The sequence below is a fragment of the Nocardia jiangsuensis genome, from assembly GCF_042650385.1.
GTDB lineage: Bacteria > Actinomycetota > Actinomycetes > Mycobacteriales > Mycobacteriaceae > Nocardia > Nocardia jiangsuensis.
On the sequence record NZ_JBHSAX010000006.1, the window covers coordinates 95,520 to 112,749 of the forward strand.

Consider the following 17,230-nt stretch of genomic DNA (forward strand, 5'->3'; position numbering starts at 1 on the left):
TTGCGGTTACGTGCACTCGACCGTAGCATAAGTTTTCAAAGTACAAGCTTCTTTTTCAAGAGCAGGAGGTGGGCGTGACGCGGCGCTCCTACAACCAGTACTGCGGGCTTTCCCGCACCCTCGATCTCGTCGGCGAGCGGTGGACGCTGCTGATCGTGCGCGAGCTGATGTCGGGGGCCAAGCGCTACTCCGATCTCGCGAGCGCACTGGATGGGATCGGCACCAGCGTGCTGGCGGCCCGGATGCGACAGCTCGACCAGGACGGCCTCGTCACCCGCGCTCGGCTGCCGCCGCCCGCCGCCGCTCAGGTCTACGAACTGTCATCCGCCGGAAGGGAACTCGCGGCCGCGATGGTGCCGCTCGCGCTGTGGGGCCTGGCGCACCGGCTCGACGAGCCGCGCCACCCGCACGAGACCTACCGGGCCGAGTGGGCCCTGGTCTTCCTCGCCGCCACCCTCGACCCGGCGGCGCTCACCGGCCTGCGGCTGGTGATCCAGTTCCACATCGACGGCTCGTCGGCGCACCTGACCCTCGACGACGGCACGGCAGCCGTGACTCCCGGCGCCGCGGGCCGCGCGGACGCGACCGTCACGACCGATCTGCGCACGCTGGCGGAGCTCGTGACCCGGCCGATCGACCGCGCCGCGCTCGCCGATCGGGTCCGGCTGACAGGTCCGCCGGAGGTGCTGGCGACCGTCCTGGACCTGCTGCCCGCCACCGTGCTCCCCGCCTGAGCCGAGCACGGGCGTCACGCCCCCGGTTCGGCCCGACCACCGAGCCGCAGCGCGGCGAAGCCGAGCACCACCAGTGCGGCGAGCGCGAGCGGGGCCGGCAGGACCGGTGGCGCGGGGCATCCGAGCGCGATCACCGCGAGTGCTGCGGTCGCTGTGCACGGCCACTACCAGACGCGCGTGGCGAGTGCGGCGGTGCGCGTCCTCGTCGGGCCCGAACCGCTGCCGTGGTTCGAGCGGTACACCCGGAGCGCGGAAGAGCGGCGTCCGGCCGCCACGGCAGGCACGCCACCCCGCTGATCGAGTCGATCCCTCCCCTCGGCGGGTAGCAGGCGATCACCACCCGCGCCCGGAGGATTCGGCCCAGCACCGCGCAGGGAACCGCGCTGCTACCGGCCCGGACGCTCACCGGCCGCGGCATCGGCTGAACTCGATAGGGTCGACGCGTGGCTGCCTACACCGACGACCTCACCCTCGCGCTCACCCTGGCGGACGCCGCCGACACCATCACCGCCGCCCGCTTCGGCGCACTCGACCTGCGGGTCGACGCCAAGCCTGACCTCACCCCGGTCTCCGACGCCGACCTCGCGGTGGAGCAGGAACTGCGCAGGCTGCTGACCGAGCGGCGCCCGGCCGACGCGGTGCTCGGCGAGGAGTTCGGCGGCGAGGCCGAGTTCGACGGCAGGCAGTGGGTGATCGACCCGATCGACGGCACCAAGAACTTCGTGCGCGGCGTCCCGGTGTGGGCCACGCTCATCGCGCTGCTCGAGAACGGGGTGCCGGTCGTCGGCGCGGTCAGCGCGCCCGCGCTGGCCCGCAGGTGGTGGGCGGCCGATGGCTCCGGCGCCTGGACCCGATTCCACGACGAAGCCCCGCAGCCGATCACGGTGTCGAAGGTGAGCGGGCTGGCGGATGCCAGCCTGGCCTTCTCCAGCCTGTCGGGCTGGCGCGAGCGCGGGCTGCGGGAGAACTTCCTGGCACTCACCGACGACGTCTGGCGGGTCCGCGGCTACGGCGACTTCTTCGGATATTGCCTGGTCGCGGAGGGCGCGGTGGACGTCGCCACCGAGCCGGAGGTGTCGCTGTGGGACCTGGCCCCGCTGGACATCCTGATCCGCGAGGCGGGCGGCCGCTTCACCGCGCTCGACGGCAGCCCCGGCCCGCACGGGGGCGACGCGGTGGCGAGCAACGGCCTGCTGCACGACACGGTGCTCCGGCGACTCACCTGATACTCACCGTTTGATCGAAACGGACCCCTCGACGCCTGCGATGGCGCGCTCACGGCGGCCCGGCGGACACTGGCGCCCGGCCCCGGTCAGAAGGCTCTCGACGCGCTTCTTACTCTGGAGTAAGGTAGTCTTACTCAGGAGTAAGATAGCTGGGACCAGATCTCACCCCCACCCTCGAGAAAACAGGTGATGATGAGCACGCGAGACAGCGCGACGAAGCGACGTCCGGAGTCCGGCCGGAGCGAGGACTCCGCCGTCGGCCTGCACCAGCCCAAGCGGGACTGGATGGGCGCGGCCATGCGGGTGATGACCACCATCACCGGCTCGGAGCTCGCCGAGAAGTACAACCTGCGCAAGCCGCTGGAGCGGGCCACCTACGAGGGGACCAGGACCGGTTTCCGCACCCTCGGCGCCGCGACCCGCGCCTTCGGCAAGGTGGCGGGCAACGGCGCGCCGAAGCGGCTGCCGGACAACGAGTCCAAGGCCAAGGGGTACTTCGACCTCTCCCCCACCGACGACCAGAAGATGATCGTCGACACGGTCAAGGAGTTCGCCGCCGAGATCCTGCGCCCGGCCGCTCACGACGCCGACCACGCCGCCGCCGCGCCGAAGGACCTGCTGGAGCGCGCCGCCGAGCTCGGCATCACCCTGATCAACGTCCCCGAGGAGCTCGACGGCGCGGCCAGCGAGCGCGGCGCGGTCACCAACGCGCTGGTCGCGGAGGCGCTGGCGCACGGCGACATGGGGCTGGCGCTGCCGATCCTGGCGCCGAGCGGGGTCGCGGTCGCGCTCTCGCAGTGGGGCACCGACGCGCAGCAGAAGACCTACCTGCCCGCCTACACCGGCGAGAACGTGCCGCAGTCCTCGGTCGTGATCTCCGAGCCGCGCGCGCTCTTCGACCCCTTCGCGCTGCAGACCAAGGCGGTCCGCTCGCCGAGCGGCTACCGGCTGACCGGAGTGAAGAGCCTGGTCCCTGCCGCGGCGGAGGCCGAGCTGTTCGTGATCGCCGCCGAGTTGGACGGACGCCCGGCGCTCTTCCTGGTGGAGTCGGACAGCAAGGGGCTGGTCGTCGAGGCCGATCCCAGCATGGGGCTGCGCGCCGGCGGCCTCGGCAGGCTGATCCTGGACGACGTCGCGGTGAGCACCGAGGCGATCCTGGGCGACGGCGACGCCGCGACCCGCGCCGCCGAGTACGCCGACGCGGTGCGGCTGGCCCGGCTGGGCTGGGCCTCGCTGGCGGCGGGCACCGGCCGCGCCGTGCTCGACTACGTCATTCCGTACGTGAACGAGCGCGAGGCGTTCGGCGAGCCGGTCTCGCACCGGCAGGCGGTGGCCTTCATGGTCGCCGACATCGCGATCGAGCTGGACGGGCTGCGGCTGGTCACGCTGCGCGGCGCCTCCCGTGCCGAGCAGGGGCTCTCCTTCGGCCGCGAGGCCGCGCTGGCCCGCAAGCTGGCCTCGGACAAGGGCATGCGGATCGGCCTGGACGGCGTGCAGCTGCTCGGCGGCCACGGCTTCACCAAGGAACACCCGGTCGAGCGCTGGTACCGCGATCTGCGGGCAATCGGCGTGGCCGAGGGCGTCGTCCTCATCTGACTTTTTCTCCAGGAGAGCTGAACAATGATCAACCTCGAACTGCCGAAGAAGCTGCGGGCAAGCGCGAACCAGGCGCACCAGGTGGCCGCGCACATCTTCCGCCCCATCTCGCGCAAGTACGACCTCGCCGAGCACGAGTACCCGGTCGAGCTGGACACCATGGCCGCCATGGTGGAGGGGCTCAACGACTCCGGCACGCAGAAGATCGGCGGCGCCGCCGGCGGCCGCTCGGACGAGAACGGCCACGCCACCGAGCTGCTCGGCAACACCAACGGTGGCAACATGTCCGCCCTGCTCAACGCGCTGGAGACCTCCTGGGGTGATGTCGGGCTCATGCTCTCGATCCCCTACCAGGGGCTCGGCAACGCCGCAATCGCCGCGGTCGCCACCGACGACCAGCTGGCCCGGTTCGGCAAGGTGTGGGCCTCGATGGCGATCACCGAGCCGTCCTTCGGCTCGGACTCGGCCGCCGTCACCACCACCGCCGTGCTCGACGGCGACGAGTGGGTGCTGAACGGCGAGAAGATCTTCGTCACCGCCGGTGAGCGCTCCACCCACATCGTGGTGTGGGCGACGGTGGACAAGTCGCTCGGCCGCGCGGCGATCAAGTCGTTCGTCGTGCCGCGGGACGCCCCCGGCCTCTCCGTGGCCCGGCTGGAGCACAAGCTCGGCATCAAGGCCTCCGACACCGCCGTGCTGCTGCTGCAGGACTGCCGGATCCCGGCGGACAACATCCTCGGCAGCCCGGAAGTCAATGTGGAGAAGGGCTTCGCGGGGGTCATGCAGACCTTCGACAACACCCGTCCACTGGTCGCCGCCATGGCCATCGGCGTGGCGCGGGCCGCGCTGGAGGAGCTGCGCGGCATCCTCGCCGACGCCGGCGTCGAGATCGACTACGACGCCCCGGCCAACAACCAGCACGCCGCCGCCGCCGAGTTCCTGCGGATGGAGGCCGATTACGAGGCCGCCTACCTGCTCGCGCTGCGCGCCGCCTGGATGGCCGACAACAAGAAGCCGAACTCGCTGGAAGCCTCGATGTCGAAGGCCAAGGCGGGGCGCACCGGCACCGACGTCACGCTCAAGGCGGTCGAGCTGGCCGGTGCGATCGGCTACTCGGAGCGGCTGCTGCTGGAGAAGTGGGGCCGGGACAGCAAGATCCTGGACATCTTCGAGGGCACGCAGCAGATCCAGCAGCTGATCGTGGCGCGGCGGGTGCTCGGGTTGAGCAGCACCCAGCTGAAGTAGCTCGACGAAATCGGCCCGGACCAGCAGTGGTCCGGGCCGATTCGCGTGCAGGGCCGGGACCCCCGATCCCGGCGCGCACTCAGCGGGCGTTGCCGGTGCAGACCACCTCGACGATGCGGGCGCCGCTCAGCTGGGCGGAGCCGGTGTTGGCGAGCACCGCCGTCGGGGTGATCCGCGAGATCAGCTCGTAGGCGGCGCGCTCGGCCGCGGCCCGGTTCGGGCCGGACTCCGCCGCGTAGCCGTCGTCGCTGGCGACCAGCGCGCCGCAGCCGTTCGCCCAGGAAGCCAGGATCTTGCAGTCGGCTTCGCCGCAGTTGTCCAGCGCCCCCTTCTTGGCCTCGTCGAAGCTCGCCAGGTCGGCGCTGACCCCGTAGTACAGCGTGCTGTTGCTCACCGCGATCGCCGCGTGCTGACCGGCGGCGTTCGCCGTACCCGCGCCGAACACGCTCCCCACCGCAAGGGCGCCCGCCGCCACGGCGAAGCCGACCTTACCCATAACCCTCATCGATCCATCCCTCTGTCGAACATGCTCCTGGTCCGGAACCTGGTCATCATTCACGGTTCCGGCAATTCCGTCCAAACGAGACGAATCAGGGTCCTGTCCGCGTGGAATCACGGTCGTGTGAACGGAATACGGCGCGGCCGCGGACTCGCGGTACCGCCGGCGCTCGCTATCGTCGCCGACCCGCCCGTCGCCGCGGCGCCTACATGAGGCTGCCCGGCGCCGCCGTCGAACTGGACGCGCGACCGGGAATCGACCACTCGGGCATCGTCAATGCCGGTTTGCCAGCCGTGCTGGCAAATATTCAGACAGTATTCGATGGAGCGATATCAGCTCCCTATCGTCCCAACGTAGACCCCACTATTCCCTTCTCGCGCGTGATGACGCACACTCTCAGGATGCAGGGGAACACCGTGAGCCGCGGATTGCCGTGGCATCGGCGATCAGGGGGCAACCACACCGCGGGGGCGGCGCGGCCGATCAGCGAGGAGCTGCCACCCGGCTTCACGACGCCGCCGCCGGGCTTCCGGGCCCGTCCGGCCCGCTCCGGCGCGCTCGCGGTGCCGCTCGCGATCATCGGCGCAATCCTGCTGCTCTGGGGCGGGGCCTTCACCGTCGCCAGGATGGCCACCGACCCGGCCCCGCTGCCGACCGCCGAGGTGCGGGACGCGGCGCTGGCCTTCCAGGTCACCGAGATCGAGCCGCCGGTGAAATCGCTCGGCCCGGCCACCGCGAACGGCGAGTACCGCGTGCTCACCGTCGTGGTGCGGAACACCGACGACCGGCCGCGCTCCTGCGCGGGCTGCGACCAGACGCTCGTCGACGACCTGGGCCGGGAATTCCCCGCCGCCGCGATCCCGAGTTCCGCGGTGCCGCCCGGAGACACCGTTACGGTGAAGGTCGCCTTCGACGTCCCGGTCGGCACCGTTCCCGCGGTGCTGGAGGTGCACGGCTCGCAGTCGTCCGCCGGGGCGAAGGTCGATCTGCGCTAGACCAACCAGCGTTACCACGACTCTTCGAGGAGAACTGGGTATGCATCGAGTGGGTTCACTGCGTCGTCTCTCTCTCGCCGTCGCCGCGCTCGCGGCAGGCGCATTCGCGCTCGCGGGGCCGGCGGCCTCCGCGCCGGAGTCGACGCCGGTGATCGATCCGATCGCCGCCGCGCAGCAGCTGCGCACGGTGGCGGCGGGCAATCCGGAGGCCGTCGCGGCGCTCGACCGGCTGCTCACCGACACCGCGGCGATCGCGAAGGCCGGGGAGGTGGCGGCGCCGGCGCAGCCGTTCCAGGTGCCCGCGCAGTCCGATATCGGCCGCGGCGACGGCGGCAGCCTCTACGGCAACGGCCTCGCCTTCGGGTACGACGGCTTCCGCTTCGCCTTCTTCGGCGGTCCCGGCACCATCGCGCCGAACCAGAACGACGCCAGGCTCGAGGTGATCTGGCTCAACCTGGCCACCGGCGAGAGCGGCACCAACCAGCTGATCGAGCACCAGGACATCCCGGTGGACACCACCATCCGCACCGCCAGGCTGAGCATCGGCGCAGGCCCGGTCGTCGCCGCCATCTACGGCTCGCTCTGGCACCGCTGGCCGATGCCGGTGAGCGCGGAGCACCCGGACGGATTCGCCTACCAGCGCGGCACCGTCACCATGCCGAGCTTCGGAGCGGTGTACAACTGACCCGACGTGGCCGCCGCCCCCGCTGCTCAGGCTCGGGGGCGGCGCCGTCTACCTGGGGTTACGCGCGAGTAGGTATCGGCGGTCCGGTTTGTCGGCTTTCCCTGTGATCTGCCGCACTCGCACTGCTACGGTATGCGTTCGTAGAAGTCCGGTGGGTTCGCGCTTCGGGCACGAGGGCGAACCCCGCTTGTGGAGGTGTTCGCCCATGAAGTTGGCCCATGCGCTCGAGGTCGTGAAGGCGCTGGGGGTGCTGCGGCAGAACGGGGTCAGCAATCCCAAGGCGCCGGTGGAGACGCTGCGCACCATGCGGGAGTCGCAGATCTACGGTCCGCAGGCAACCCTGGTCCGGCACTCCGCCCGGATCGCGCCCGACCAGGTCGCGCTGGTCGACGAGCGCGGCGAGCTCACCTACCGGGAGCTGGACGATCAGTCCACCGCGGTCGCCCGCGGCCTGGAGGCGGCGGGCATCACCCCGGGCACCGTGATCGCGGTGCTGGCCCGCGACCACCGCGGCCTGCTGCTCTCGATGATCGCGGCGGGCAAGCTCGGCGTCCGGATCGCGCTGATGAACACCGGTTTCGCCAAGCCGCAGTTCGCCGAGGTGTGCGAGCGCGAGAAGGTCAAGGCGGTGCTGCACGACAGCGAGTTCCTCGGCCTGCTCGACGCGCTGCCCCCGGAGCTGCCGCGCTACCTGACCTGGGTGGACGAGGGCACCGAGCTGCCCGCCGGCGCGCAGACCCTGGACGACCTGGTCGCCGCGAACTCCGCCGAGCCGCTGCCCGCGCCCCCGCGTCCGGGTGGCTTCATCATCCTGACCAGCGGCACCACCGGGCTGCCGAAGGGCGCGCCGCGCACCAAGGTCTCGCCGCTGGCGACCGCGCAGATCGTGGACCGGCTGCCGTTCGTGCAGCGCGGCACCATGGTGATCGTCTCGCCGATCTTCCACAGCACCGGCCTCGCCACCTGGCTGGTCGGCACCGCGCTGTCGAACAAGATCGTCATGCGGCGCCGCTTCGACGCCGAGGGCACGCTGAAGGCGATCTCGGACAACAAGGCGAACATGCTGGTCGCGGTGCCGACCATGCTGCACCGCATGGCCGAGCTGCCCGCCGATGTGCGCGCGAAGTACGACCTCTCCTCGCTCACCGGCATCGTGCTTGCCGGCTCCGCGCTCTCGCCGGAGCTGTGCGTGAAGGCCACCGAGGTGTTCGGCCCGGTGCTCTACAACCTGTACGGCTCCACCGAGTGCGCCGTGGCCACCGTCGCCCAGCCGGACGAGCTTGCCATCGCGCCGGGCACCGTCGGCCGCCCGCCGATCACCTGCGAGGTGCGGCTCTACGACGAGGACGACAAGCAGGTGAGCGCGACGAACACCACCGCGCGCATCTTCATCCGCAGCGGCGCGCCGTTCGAGGGCTACACCGACGGCAGGCACAAGCAGATCATCGACGGCTTCATGTCCAGCGGCGATGTCGGGCACTTCGACGAGCACGGCCTGCTCATGGTCGACGGCCGCGACGATGACATGATCGTCTCCGGCGGCGAGAACGTCTTCCCGCAGGAGGTGGAGAACCTGCTGCTGGAGCGGCCGGACATCTTCGACGTCGCGGTGGTCGGCGTGGACGACGTGGAGTTCGGCAAGCGGCTGCGCGCCTTCGTCGTCCCGGAGCCGGGGCAGAACCCGGACGCCGAGGAGATCAAGGCGTATGTGAAGAACAACCTCGCGAGGTACAAGGTGCCGCGCGAGGTGGTCTTCCTGGACGACCTGCCGCGCAACCCCACCGGCAAGCTGCTGCGCCGCGTCCTGGTGGAGTACGACGTCAACGCCTGAGCCTTTTCCGCCGCCCGGCGCGTCCCCCGGATGCCCGGGCGGCGGCTCCAGGTTCACTTCTTCCGCCGCCTGACCTTCGTCACCTGCGGATACACCGCGGACAGCGGGACGAGACGTGCGACACGGCCGATACCGGCCGCTGCTATTGTCTGGCTAGCACTGGATCTCGAAGCCGCGGTTCCCGCCACCTCCCGCTCGCCGGCGGCCGGGCCGCGCGGAAGGCGTAGCAGATGGCACTCCCGGCCCCGATCCGCAAGGCGAGCGATCTCGCTCTCGGCGTCAACGTCATGCTCAAGCGGCGGCTCTTCAATCCGCTGCGGCTCGACCACGCCGCCCGCTCGGCGATCAACGTGCTCAAATTCGGGCCGTTCGCCGGAGTCGTCATGCACGCCGCGCAGACCAGGCCGGACGCCGCCGCCATCGTGGACGAGCTCGGCGAGATCACCTTCGGCGAGCTGGACCGGCGCGCCAACGCGCTGGCCCGCGGCTTCACCGAGAACGGCATCGGCCCCGGCGACGTGGTCGCCGTGCTGGCCCGCGATCACCGCGGCATGGTGCTCAGCCTGCTCGCCGCGGGCAAGCTCGGCGTACGCGCGGTGCTGATGAACACCGGCTTCGCCAAGCCGCAGTTCGCCGACGTGGCCGAGCGCGAGAAGGTCAAGGCGGTGCTGCACGACAGCGAGTTCCTCGATCTGATGAGCGCCATCCCTTCCGGCATCCCGCACGTGCTGACCTGGGTGGACGAGAAGGACGGCGCTGATCCGGCGATCCCGACCCTGGATTCGCTGATCGCGGGCCGCGACACCACGCCGCTGCCCGCGCCGGAGAAGCCGGGCGGCATGGTCATCCTGACCAGCGGCACCACCGGCACGCCGAAGGGCGCCCCGCGCGACCGGGTGAGCCCCTTCGCCTCCGCGCAGTTCATCGACCGGGTGCCGCTGCCGCGCAACGGCACGATGCTGATGGCGGCGCCGATCTTCCACGGCACCGGGCTCTCCCAGTTCACCCTCGGGCTCGCGCTCGGCAACCGGGTGGTCTTCCAGCAGCGCCGCTTCAGCCCGGAGGGCACGCTCGCCAATATCCAGGAGTACAAGGCCGACTCGCTGGTCGTGGTGCCGACCATGCTGCAGCGCATGCTCGACCTCGGCGACGAGGTGCTGGCGAAGTACGACGTCAGCAGCCTGAAGGTGATCTTCGCGGCAGGCTCGGCGATCGCCCCGGACGTGGTGACCCGCGCGCTCGACCACTTCAACGACAGCCTCTACAACCTGTACGGCTCCACCGAGTGCGCGGTCATGACCGTGGCCACCCCGGCCGACCTGCGCAAGGCGCCGACCACCGCGGGCAAGGCCCCGGTCGGGATCCGGATCGTGCTGCTGGACGAGAACCGGAAGCCGATCACCGAGCCCGATGTCACCGGGACCATCTTCGTCGACAACGGCTTCGCCTTCACCGGGTACACCGACGGGCGCACCAAGGAGATCGTCGACGGGATGATGAACAGCGGCGACGTCGGGCACGTCGACGCCGACGGGCTGCTCTTCATCGACGGCCGCGACGACGACATGATCGTCTCCGGCGGCGAGAACGTCTTCCCGCTCGAGGTGGAGAACCTGATCGCCGGCCGCGAGGACGTCTTCGAGGCGGCGGTGGTCGGGGTGGACGACCGGGAGTACGGGAAGCGGCTGCGCGCCTTCGTGGTGCCCGGGCCGGGGTCGAGCCGGGATCCGCAGGAGATCAAGGAGTACGTCAAGGCGAATCTGGCGCGGTACAAGGTGCCGCGCGAGGTGGTCTTCCTGGACGAGCTGCCGCGCAACGCCACCGGGAAGCTGCTGCGCAAGCCGCTCGCCGAGATGGACGTGGAGGGCTGATCCCCTAGGCTCGGAACCGTACGAATCGGACGAGTGACGAGGGGTCCGCAGTGAACTCGAGCCCGGGTGGTGCCCTGCCGAAGGGCGGCAATGTGCCGCTCGGCGGTGGGCAGGTGCGGATCACGGTGGCGCCGAACGGTATCGACGTCTCGGTGCTGTGCGTCGGGGCGGACGGGAAGGTCGGCGGGGATGCCGACTTCGTGTTCTACAACCAGCCGGAGTCGCCGGACGGGGCGGTGCGGTTGGCCGGTGGGGCGATCAGCGTCGACCTCGGGCGGGTCGCCGCGCGGGTCGAGCGGCTCGTCGTCGCCGCCTCCGTCGACACCGGGACCGTCGCCGCGGTTCCGCTCGCGGTGCAGGTGACCGATGGGGGTGCGGCGCACGATCTGGTCGTCGGAGGGTTGAGTACCGAGACCACGGTGGTGCTCGGGGAGATCTATCGGCGCGGTGGGGCGTGGAAGCTGCGCAATGTCGGGCAGGGGTACGCGTCCGGGTTGGCCGGGTTGGCGACGGATTACGGAATCACCGTCGACGATCCCGGACCGGCCGCCGCCGCGCCGCCGCCGCCCAGCGGTTTCGCCGCACCGCCGCCGGGTGGTCCGGGCGGGTTCCCGCCGCCGCCCGGGGCGGGCAGCCCGGGCCCGAACCTGATCAAGCGCTCGATCACGCTCGAGAAGAACTCGGCGCCGGTACTGCTGCGGAAGGCACCGGTGGTGCGGCTGCGGGTGGCGTGGACGTCGGGCACCGACTACGAGGCGTACGCGCTGGTGGTGCTGACCGACGGCACCGTGGTGCACGTCGCCACCTTCGACGCCCAGGGCATCCCGGCGAACCCGCAGTTCAAGGATCTGGTGCGGCACCTGGGCGACCGCGGGCGCGGTGACGTGAACCGCGGCGGCGGGAGCACCGAGGAGATCATCGAGGTGCGGTTCGCGCCGGAGATCGCGGCGGTGGTGCCGGTGGCGTACTCGGCGATCAACAACGGCACCGGCTCCTTCCACAAGTACCGGGTGACGCTCGCCATCGACAGCGGCGGCGAGGAGGAGGTCACCATCCCGGCCGACCAGGCGAAGAAGTCGAGCTGGATCTTCACCTGCGTCCCAGGCATCGTCTACAACCGGCCGGACGGCGTGCTGGTCGAGCGGCTGGAGCTGTACAGCAGGCGGATGTCGGAGCACCGCCCCAAGGCGATCCTGCACCCGGACGGCCGGGTCGAGGTCAGGATGGACAAGGGCCCGCTCAACACCTTCAAACGCGACAACACCTGAGCCCAGCACCGGATTCGCTGCCGCGCATGGTTTCCCCTCCGGTAGGGCCCGATGGGGCGGGCGGGCCCGCGCACCCGGGTAAAATCGGCCCGTGCTGTGCCGGTCCGGCCGCGGGAACGCGGGTGCTCCCGCCGCGGTCGCGCGGGTGCGCGGCGCGGCGGCGGGAGCGCTGTCCGCGTGCCTGTCGGTGGCGGCGCACGGGTGGGCCGCTGCCCGCGCCGGGGTCGGGCTCGAGGTGCCCGGCTCCACCGCGCTCGTCCTGCTGTTCGCGGCCGCCGCGGTCACCGGGGCACTGATCGCAGGCGCGCCCGCACTGCGGGAGAGCGCCGCCGCCCTGGTCGCCGCGCTCGGCGTGGCCCAGGTACTCGGGCATGCCGGGCTCGGGTTCGAGTCCGGGCATCTGCACGGCGGCGATCTCCAGCTGACGCCCGCCATGCTCGCCGCGCACGCGGCCGCCGTCCTGGTCGCCGCGCTGCTCGTGCACGGGACGGGCGCCGCCTGCCGCGCCGCCCTCGGCGCCCTGGCGCGAGCGCTGCCGTCGCGCGCCCCCGCCCCACCGGTCGCGGACCGGGTTCTGCTGCCGATCGCGCACCGCGATCGGGTCGTGCTGCGCGTCTTCGCGCGGCAGGGGCTGAGCAGCCGCGGCCCACCGCTGGGTTTCGTCCACTAGACACCCTTCTCGCCGCCGGTCGAAGCACCGGCGAGCGCCGTCGCGCCCCGCCGGGGCACCTGGCGTCCTGCCGTGCCCGCGCCGCCGATGCGAGAAGAGCCGACAGCCCTTCGACGAAACGAAACCTCCATGAGCGTCACCGATGTCAGCCCACCCGACACCTCCCCCGACGACGTCCCCACCCCCACACCCCGTCGTACCCTGCAACCCCTCGCCCTGCGCCTGCACTTCTACGCGGGCCTCTTCGTCGCCCCGTTCATCCTGATCGCCGCCGTGACCGGCGCCCTCTACGCCATCTCCCCCACCCTGGAGGCCCTCACCGCCAAAGATCTTCTGCGCGTCCCGGTCGGGCAGACCGAGGCCCCGCTCGCCGAGCAGGTGCGCAACGGCGTCGCAGTCCGCCCCGACCTCACGCTGGTCGCGGTGGCCCCCGCCCCCACCCCCGGCGACACCACCCGGGTGCTCTTCGCCGACCCCACCCTCGGCGAATCCGAACGCCGCGCGGTGTTCGTGAACCCGTACACCGCCGAGCCGGTCGGCGACGAGGTGGTCTACGGCAGCTCCGGCGCGCTCCCGCTGCGCACCTGGATCTCCCAGCTGCACCGCCACCTGCACCTGGGCGAGCCGGGCCGGCTCTACAGCGAGCTGGCCGCCTCCTGGCTGTGGGTGATCGTGCCGGCCGGGCTGGTCCTGTGGATCCGCCGGGTGCGGGCACGGCGGGCCCGTAACTCCGCGGCCTGGCTGCTCGCCCCCGACTCCGCGCAGCGCGGCCGGAACCGCCAGCTCACCTGGCACGGTGCGCTCGGCACCTGGGTGCTGCCGATGGCGTTGATCCTCTCCGCCACCGGCATGACCTGGTCCACCTACGCGGGCGCGAACATCGACGAGCTGCGCGCCCAGCTGAGCTGGACCACCCCGGCGGTCAGCGGCACGCTCCCCGGCGCCGAACCCGCGCACGCCCCCGGCGGCGACCACCACCCCGCCGGCCACGCCACCGCCCCCGCGGTGGACCCGGCCACCAGGATCACGGAGCTGGACGCCGTGCTCGCGGCCGCCCGCGCCGACGGCGTCACCCAGCCGGCCGAGATCTCCGTGCCGAGCGCGGCGGGGCAGGCGTTCACCGTGAAGGAGCGCCGGATCCCAGGCACCTACAGCGCCGACGCGGTCGCGGTGGACGGCGCCACCGGGCAGGTCACCGACCGGCTCCCGTACGCGGAGTGGCCGCTCATGGCCAAGCTCGCCAACTGGGGCATCCAGTTCCACATGGGGCTGATGTTCGGGCTGGTCAACCAGCTGCTGTTGCTGGTGAGCATGGTCGGGTTGAGCACGGTGATCCTGCTCGGTTACCGCATGTGGTGGCGTCGGCGCCCGGCGCGCGCGACCGGTCGGCCCCTCGGCGGCAGGGCGCCGCGCCGCGGTGCGCTGCGCTCGACCCCGCTGCCGCTCGCGGTGGCCGCGGTGGCGGCCGCGCTGCTGGTCGGCTGGTTCGTCCCGCTGTTCGGGCTGAGCCTGCTCGGCTTCCTCGCGATCGACGTCCTGCTCGGGCAGTTCAACCGCGCCCCGGCCGGAACCGACTGACCCACAGCAGGCTTCGCCGGCCATTTGCCACCGGCTGGGGCGGCACCGTCCCACCGCCGCCTCAGCACGGCAGATCGCGCCCAGTGCCGCGATAACCGCTGAACCACCTCGTACCGAGCCGCGGTACCGGTTGTTTGTACCAGGAGACCCCGGGTAGCCGATGAGTGTCCCGGTCGTCCAGCAGGACGACACACCAGCCCCGTTCCCCGGAGTGATCCCGGAGTGGGAAAGGAGTTACCCCATGAGCACGATGACCGCGGCAGTCGACGTCGAGGTTCCGATCCGGACCGCGTACAACCAGTGGACCCAGTTCGAGTCCTTCCCGCACTTCATGGAGGGTGTCGAGGAGATCAGGCAGCTCGACGACAAGCACACGCACTGGCGGATCAAGGTCGGCCCGGTGACCAAGGAGTTCGACGCCACGATCACCGAGCAGCACCCCGACGAGCGGGTGGCCTGGAAGTCGGACAGCGGCCCCGAGCACGCGGGCGTGATCACCTTCCACCGCCTGGACGACACCCACACCAGGGTCACCGCCCAGATCGATGTCGACCCGGACGGCTTCCTGGAGCAGGTGGCCGACAAGACCGGTGTGCTGAAGCACCGGATCAACGGCGATCTCGATCGCTTCAAGGCGTTCATCGAGAAGCAGGGGCACGAGACCGGCGCCTGGCGCGGCGACGTCCCCCGCCCGGATCAGCAGGCGCCCGGCGTCATCTGATCCGACCCGGACATTGCGAGGGCCCCGGCCGCGGATTCGCGGCCGGGGCCCTCGCCGTGTGCGCTACTCGGCGGGCGTGATCTTCTCCGGGTCGAGCGGCGCCTCCGGGTCGGCGGCCGGCTTCGCCGCGGCGACATGCACCGGGCGCAGCAGCACCCAGGCGATGAAGGCGAGCCCGACGGCGAGGATGCCGATCCCGGCCCACAGATTGATGTTCCAGCCGCCGGTCTTGGCCTGCTCGGCGGCGGTGTTGTTGACCAGCCCGGTGACGAGCAGGACCACGCCGTAGATGCTCAGTAGCGAGCCGACGATGGTGCGAATGTCGAAAAGCATCGCAGAAGCTCCTTATCCGACGAAAATGTTCAGCGCGATGACCAGCACCAGCGCGATACCGGCGAGCAGCACCGGCCGCTGGTACCAGGGCAGCGAGTCCGCGTCCGGGTCGGTGCGCATCTCCTTCGGCGTCTCGGAGTACACCAGCCCGGCCAGCTCGGCGGCCGGCTTCGGCGCGGTGAACTGGGTGACCACCACGCTCACCACGATGTCGACCACGAACGCCGTTCCCGCGGCCACGAAGCTCGCGCCCTGCCCGGAGAGCGAGGTCACCTCGAACTCGTTGAGCAGGAAGACGAAGATCGCCGAGGCGGTGCCGGCGACCAGCCCGGCCCAGCCCGCGGCCGGGGTCATCCGCTTCCAGAACATGCCGAGGATGAAGGTGGCGAAGAGCGGCGCGTTGAAGAAGCTGAACAGCGTCTGCAGGTAGTCCATGATGTTGGCGAAGTTGCCCGCGATGAACGCGGTGAAGATCGCGGCCACCGTGGCGCCGATCGTCGCGAGCCTGCCGATCCTGAGGTAGTAGCCGTCCGGCCGGTCCTTCTTCACGTACTGCTGCCACAGGTCGTAGCTGAACACCGTGTTGAACGCGGAGATGTTCGCGGCCATGCCCGCCATGAACGCGGCGAGCAGCCCGGCCAGGCCGACGCCGAGCAGCCCGTTCGGCAGCACGTCCTTCATCAGGTACAGCAGCGCCTGGTTGTACGAGGTGTCCCCGGTGAAGTCCGGGTTCGCCGCCCGCTGCGCCTTGTACTCGGCCATCTCCGGCACCAGCACCGCGCTGATCATGCCGGGGATCACGACGATCAGCGGGATGAACATCTTCGGGTAGGCGCCGATGATCGGGGTGCGCCGCGCCGCCGAGATGGAGTGCGTGGCCAGGGCCCGCTGCACCTCGACGAAGTTCGTCGTCCAGTAGCCGAAGGAGAGCACGAAACCGAGGCCGAAGACGATGCCGAGGATCGAGAGGAAGTTGTTGCTGAACCCGCTCAGCTCGTTGCCCGGCCAGGACTCCAGCTGCGCGGCGCCGCCGGGCGAGTCGATGATCCGCTCCTTCAGCCCGCTCCAGCCGCCCGCCTTGTGCAGCCCGACCAGGGTGAGCGGCAGCAGCGCCGCCACGATCACGAAGAACTGCAGCACCTCGTTGTAGATGGCGGCCGAGAGCCCGCCCAGGGTGATGTAGGAGAGCACGATCACCGCGGCGACCACCACCGATACCCACAGCGGCCAGCCGAGCAGCACGTTCAGGATGGTGCCGAGCAGGTACAGGTTCACCCCGGCGATGAGGATCTGCGCCACCGCGAAGCTCAGCGCGTTCACCAGGTGCGCGCCGGTGCCGAAGCGCCTGCGCATGAACTCCGGCACCGAGCGCACCTTGGAGCCGTAGTAGAAGGGCATCATCACCACGCCGAGGAAGAGCATGGCGGGGATGGCGCCGATCCAGAAGTAGTGGAACGTCGGGAAGCCGTACTCGGCGCCGTTGGCCGACATGCCCATGATCTCGACCGCGCCGAGGTTCGCCGAGATGAAGGCGAGGCCGGTCACCCAGGCGGGCAGCGAGCGGCCGGAGAGGAAGAAGTCGATGCTGGACGAGACGCGCTGCCGCGCCAGCAGCCCGATGCCGATGACGAACACGAAGTAGAGCGCGACCAGCGCGAAGTCCACGGCGCTCGCGTCCAGCCGGAGGGACTCGGCGGCGAGCACCGCACTGTCGGTCGGTAAGGGGACTGCCGGCGGTACGGAGGACAACACGGATGAGTCGGGAAGCGGCACTGCATTCCTCCTGTCGAACCTGATTCGGGTCCTGTCCGGAGATTGTGCACCACGATGGCGCTCCGCAGTGGGAGAAATCCTGGACAGTCGCCCAGGCAATGCCGAAGCTCCATCACCGCAGGCCGGAAGGGGTATGGACGCCCGAGCGGGCGACACCGTTTCGGCGAACCGCCCTGCGAACCCGGCCGAGTTGGCGCACAGTCGA

At 70.8% G+C, this 17,230-nt stretch carries 15 protein-coding genes; 12 read left to right on the forward strand and 3 right to left on the reverse strand.

The genetic code is table 11. The features are described 5' to 3' along the window. The first annotated feature begins 74 nt into the window (after nt 1–74). The 4 genes from ACFO0B_RS06990 to ACFO0B_RS07005 all read left to right on the forward strand — a co-directional run bounded on the left by ACFO0B_RS06990 (nt 75) and on the right by ACFO0B_RS07005 (nt 4,801). Nucleotides 75–734, forward strand: coding sequence for a winged helix-turn-helix transcriptional regulator (locus tag ACFO0B_RS06990; protein ID WP_378611484.1), 660 nt, complete (start codon nt 75–77; stop codon nt 732–734). 443 nt (nt 735–1,177) lie between these two features. Then, nucleotides 1,178–1,960, forward strand: coding sequence for a histidinol-phosphatase (gene hisN, locus ACFO0B_RS06995; protein ID WP_378611485.1), 783 nt, complete (start codon nt 1,178–1,180; stop codon nt 1,958–1,960). A gap of 186 nt (nt 1,961–2,146) precedes the next feature. Continuing rightward, the gene (locus ACFO0B_RS07000; protein ID WP_378611486.1) at nt 2,147–3,556 is read left to right on the forward strand and encodes an acyl-CoA dehydrogenase family protein; all 1,410 of its coding nucleotides are present in this window, start codon (nt 2,147–2,149) and stop codon (nt 3,554–3,556) included. A 24-nt stretch (nt 3,557–3,580) separates the two neighbouring features. Continuing rightward, nucleotides 3,581–4,801, forward strand: coding sequence for an acyl-CoA dehydrogenase family protein (locus ACFO0B_RS07005; RefSeq protein WP_378611487.1), 1,221 nt, complete (start codon nt 3,581–3,583; stop codon nt 4,799–4,801). 79 nt (nt 4,802–4,880) lie between these two features. Here the strand turns inward: ACFO0B_RS07005 and ACFO0B_RS07010 are convergent, their stop codons facing one another. Then, the gene (locus ACFO0B_RS07010; protein WP_378611488.1) at nt 4,881–5,306 is read right to left on the reverse strand and encodes a DUF4189 domain-containing protein; all 426 of its coding nucleotides are present in this window, start codon (nt 5,304–5,306) and stop codon (nt 4,881–4,883) included. Between the two features lie 395 nt (nt 5,307–5,701). On the opposite strand from ACFO0B_RS07010, the gene ACFO0B_RS07015 reads away from it, so the two are divergent. From ACFO0B_RS07015 to ACFO0B_RS07050, 8 genes are all read left to right on the forward strand, one after another. Beyond that, nucleotides 5,702–6,295: a DUF4352 domain-containing protein gene (locus tag ACFO0B_RS07015; RefSeq protein WP_378611489.1), complete on the forward strand. Its 594-nt coding sequence runs from the start codon at nt 5,702–5,704 to the stop codon at nt 6,293–6,295. Between the two features lie 40 nt (nt 6,296–6,335). Further along, on the forward strand, nt 6,336–6,980 hold the full coding sequence (locus ACFO0B_RS07020; protein WP_378611490.1) for a hypothetical protein: 645 nt from the start codon (nt 6,336–6,338) through the stop codon (nt 6,978–6,980). A gap of 205 nt (nt 6,981–7,185) precedes the next feature. Beyond that, the gene (locus ACFO0B_RS07025) at nt 7,186–8,811 is read left to right on the forward strand and encodes an acyl-CoA synthetase (protein ID WP_378611491.1); all 1,626 of its coding nucleotides are present in this window, start codon (nt 7,186–7,188) and stop codon (nt 8,809–8,811) included. Between the two features lie 230 nt (nt 8,812–9,041). Continuing rightward, the gene (locus tag ACFO0B_RS07030; protein ID WP_378611492.1) at nt 9,042–10,682 is read left to right on the forward strand and encodes an acyl-CoA synthetase; all 1,641 of its coding nucleotides are present in this window, start codon (nt 9,042–9,044) and stop codon (nt 10,680–10,682) included. Nucleotides 10,683–10,732: 50 nt separating this feature from the next. Then, nucleotides 10,733–11,950, forward strand: coding sequence for a TerD family protein (locus ACFO0B_RS07035; RefSeq protein ID WP_378611493.1), 1,218 nt, complete (start codon nt 10,733–10,735; stop codon nt 11,948–11,950). Nucleotides 11,951–12,041: 91 nt separating this feature from the next. Next, complete coding sequence (locus tag ACFO0B_RS07040) at nt 12,042–12,620, forward strand: hypothetical protein (RefSeq protein ID WP_378611494.1); 579 nt, start codon at nt 12,042–12,044, stop codon at nt 12,618–12,620. 129 nt (nt 12,621–12,749) lie between these two features. Continuing rightward, entirely contained in the window at nt 12,750–14,198 is a 1,449-nt protein-coding gene (locus ACFO0B_RS07045; protein ID WP_378611495.1) for a PepSY-associated TM helix domain-containing protein, read from the forward strand. A 241-nt stretch (nt 14,199–14,439) separates the two neighbouring features. Next, complete coding sequence (locus tag ACFO0B_RS07050; RefSeq protein WP_378611496.1) at nt 14,440–14,919, forward strand: SRPBCC family protein; 480 nt, start codon at nt 14,440–14,442, stop codon at nt 14,917–14,919. A 63-nt stretch (nt 14,920–14,982) separates the two neighbouring features. On the opposite strand, the gene ACFO0B_RS07055 is transcribed toward ACFO0B_RS07050, so the two are convergent. Next, on the reverse strand, nt 14,983–15,252 hold the full coding sequence (locus ACFO0B_RS07055; protein WP_378611497.1) for a hypothetical protein: 270 nt from the start codon (nt 15,250–15,252) through the stop codon (nt 14,983–14,985). 12 nt (nt 15,253–15,264) lie between these two features. After that, entirely contained in the window at nt 15,265–16,956 is a 1,692-nt protein-coding gene (locus ACFO0B_RS07060; protein ID WP_378611498.1) for a sodium:solute symporter family protein, read from the reverse strand. Between the last annotated feature and the right edge of the window lie 274 nt (nt 16,957–17,230).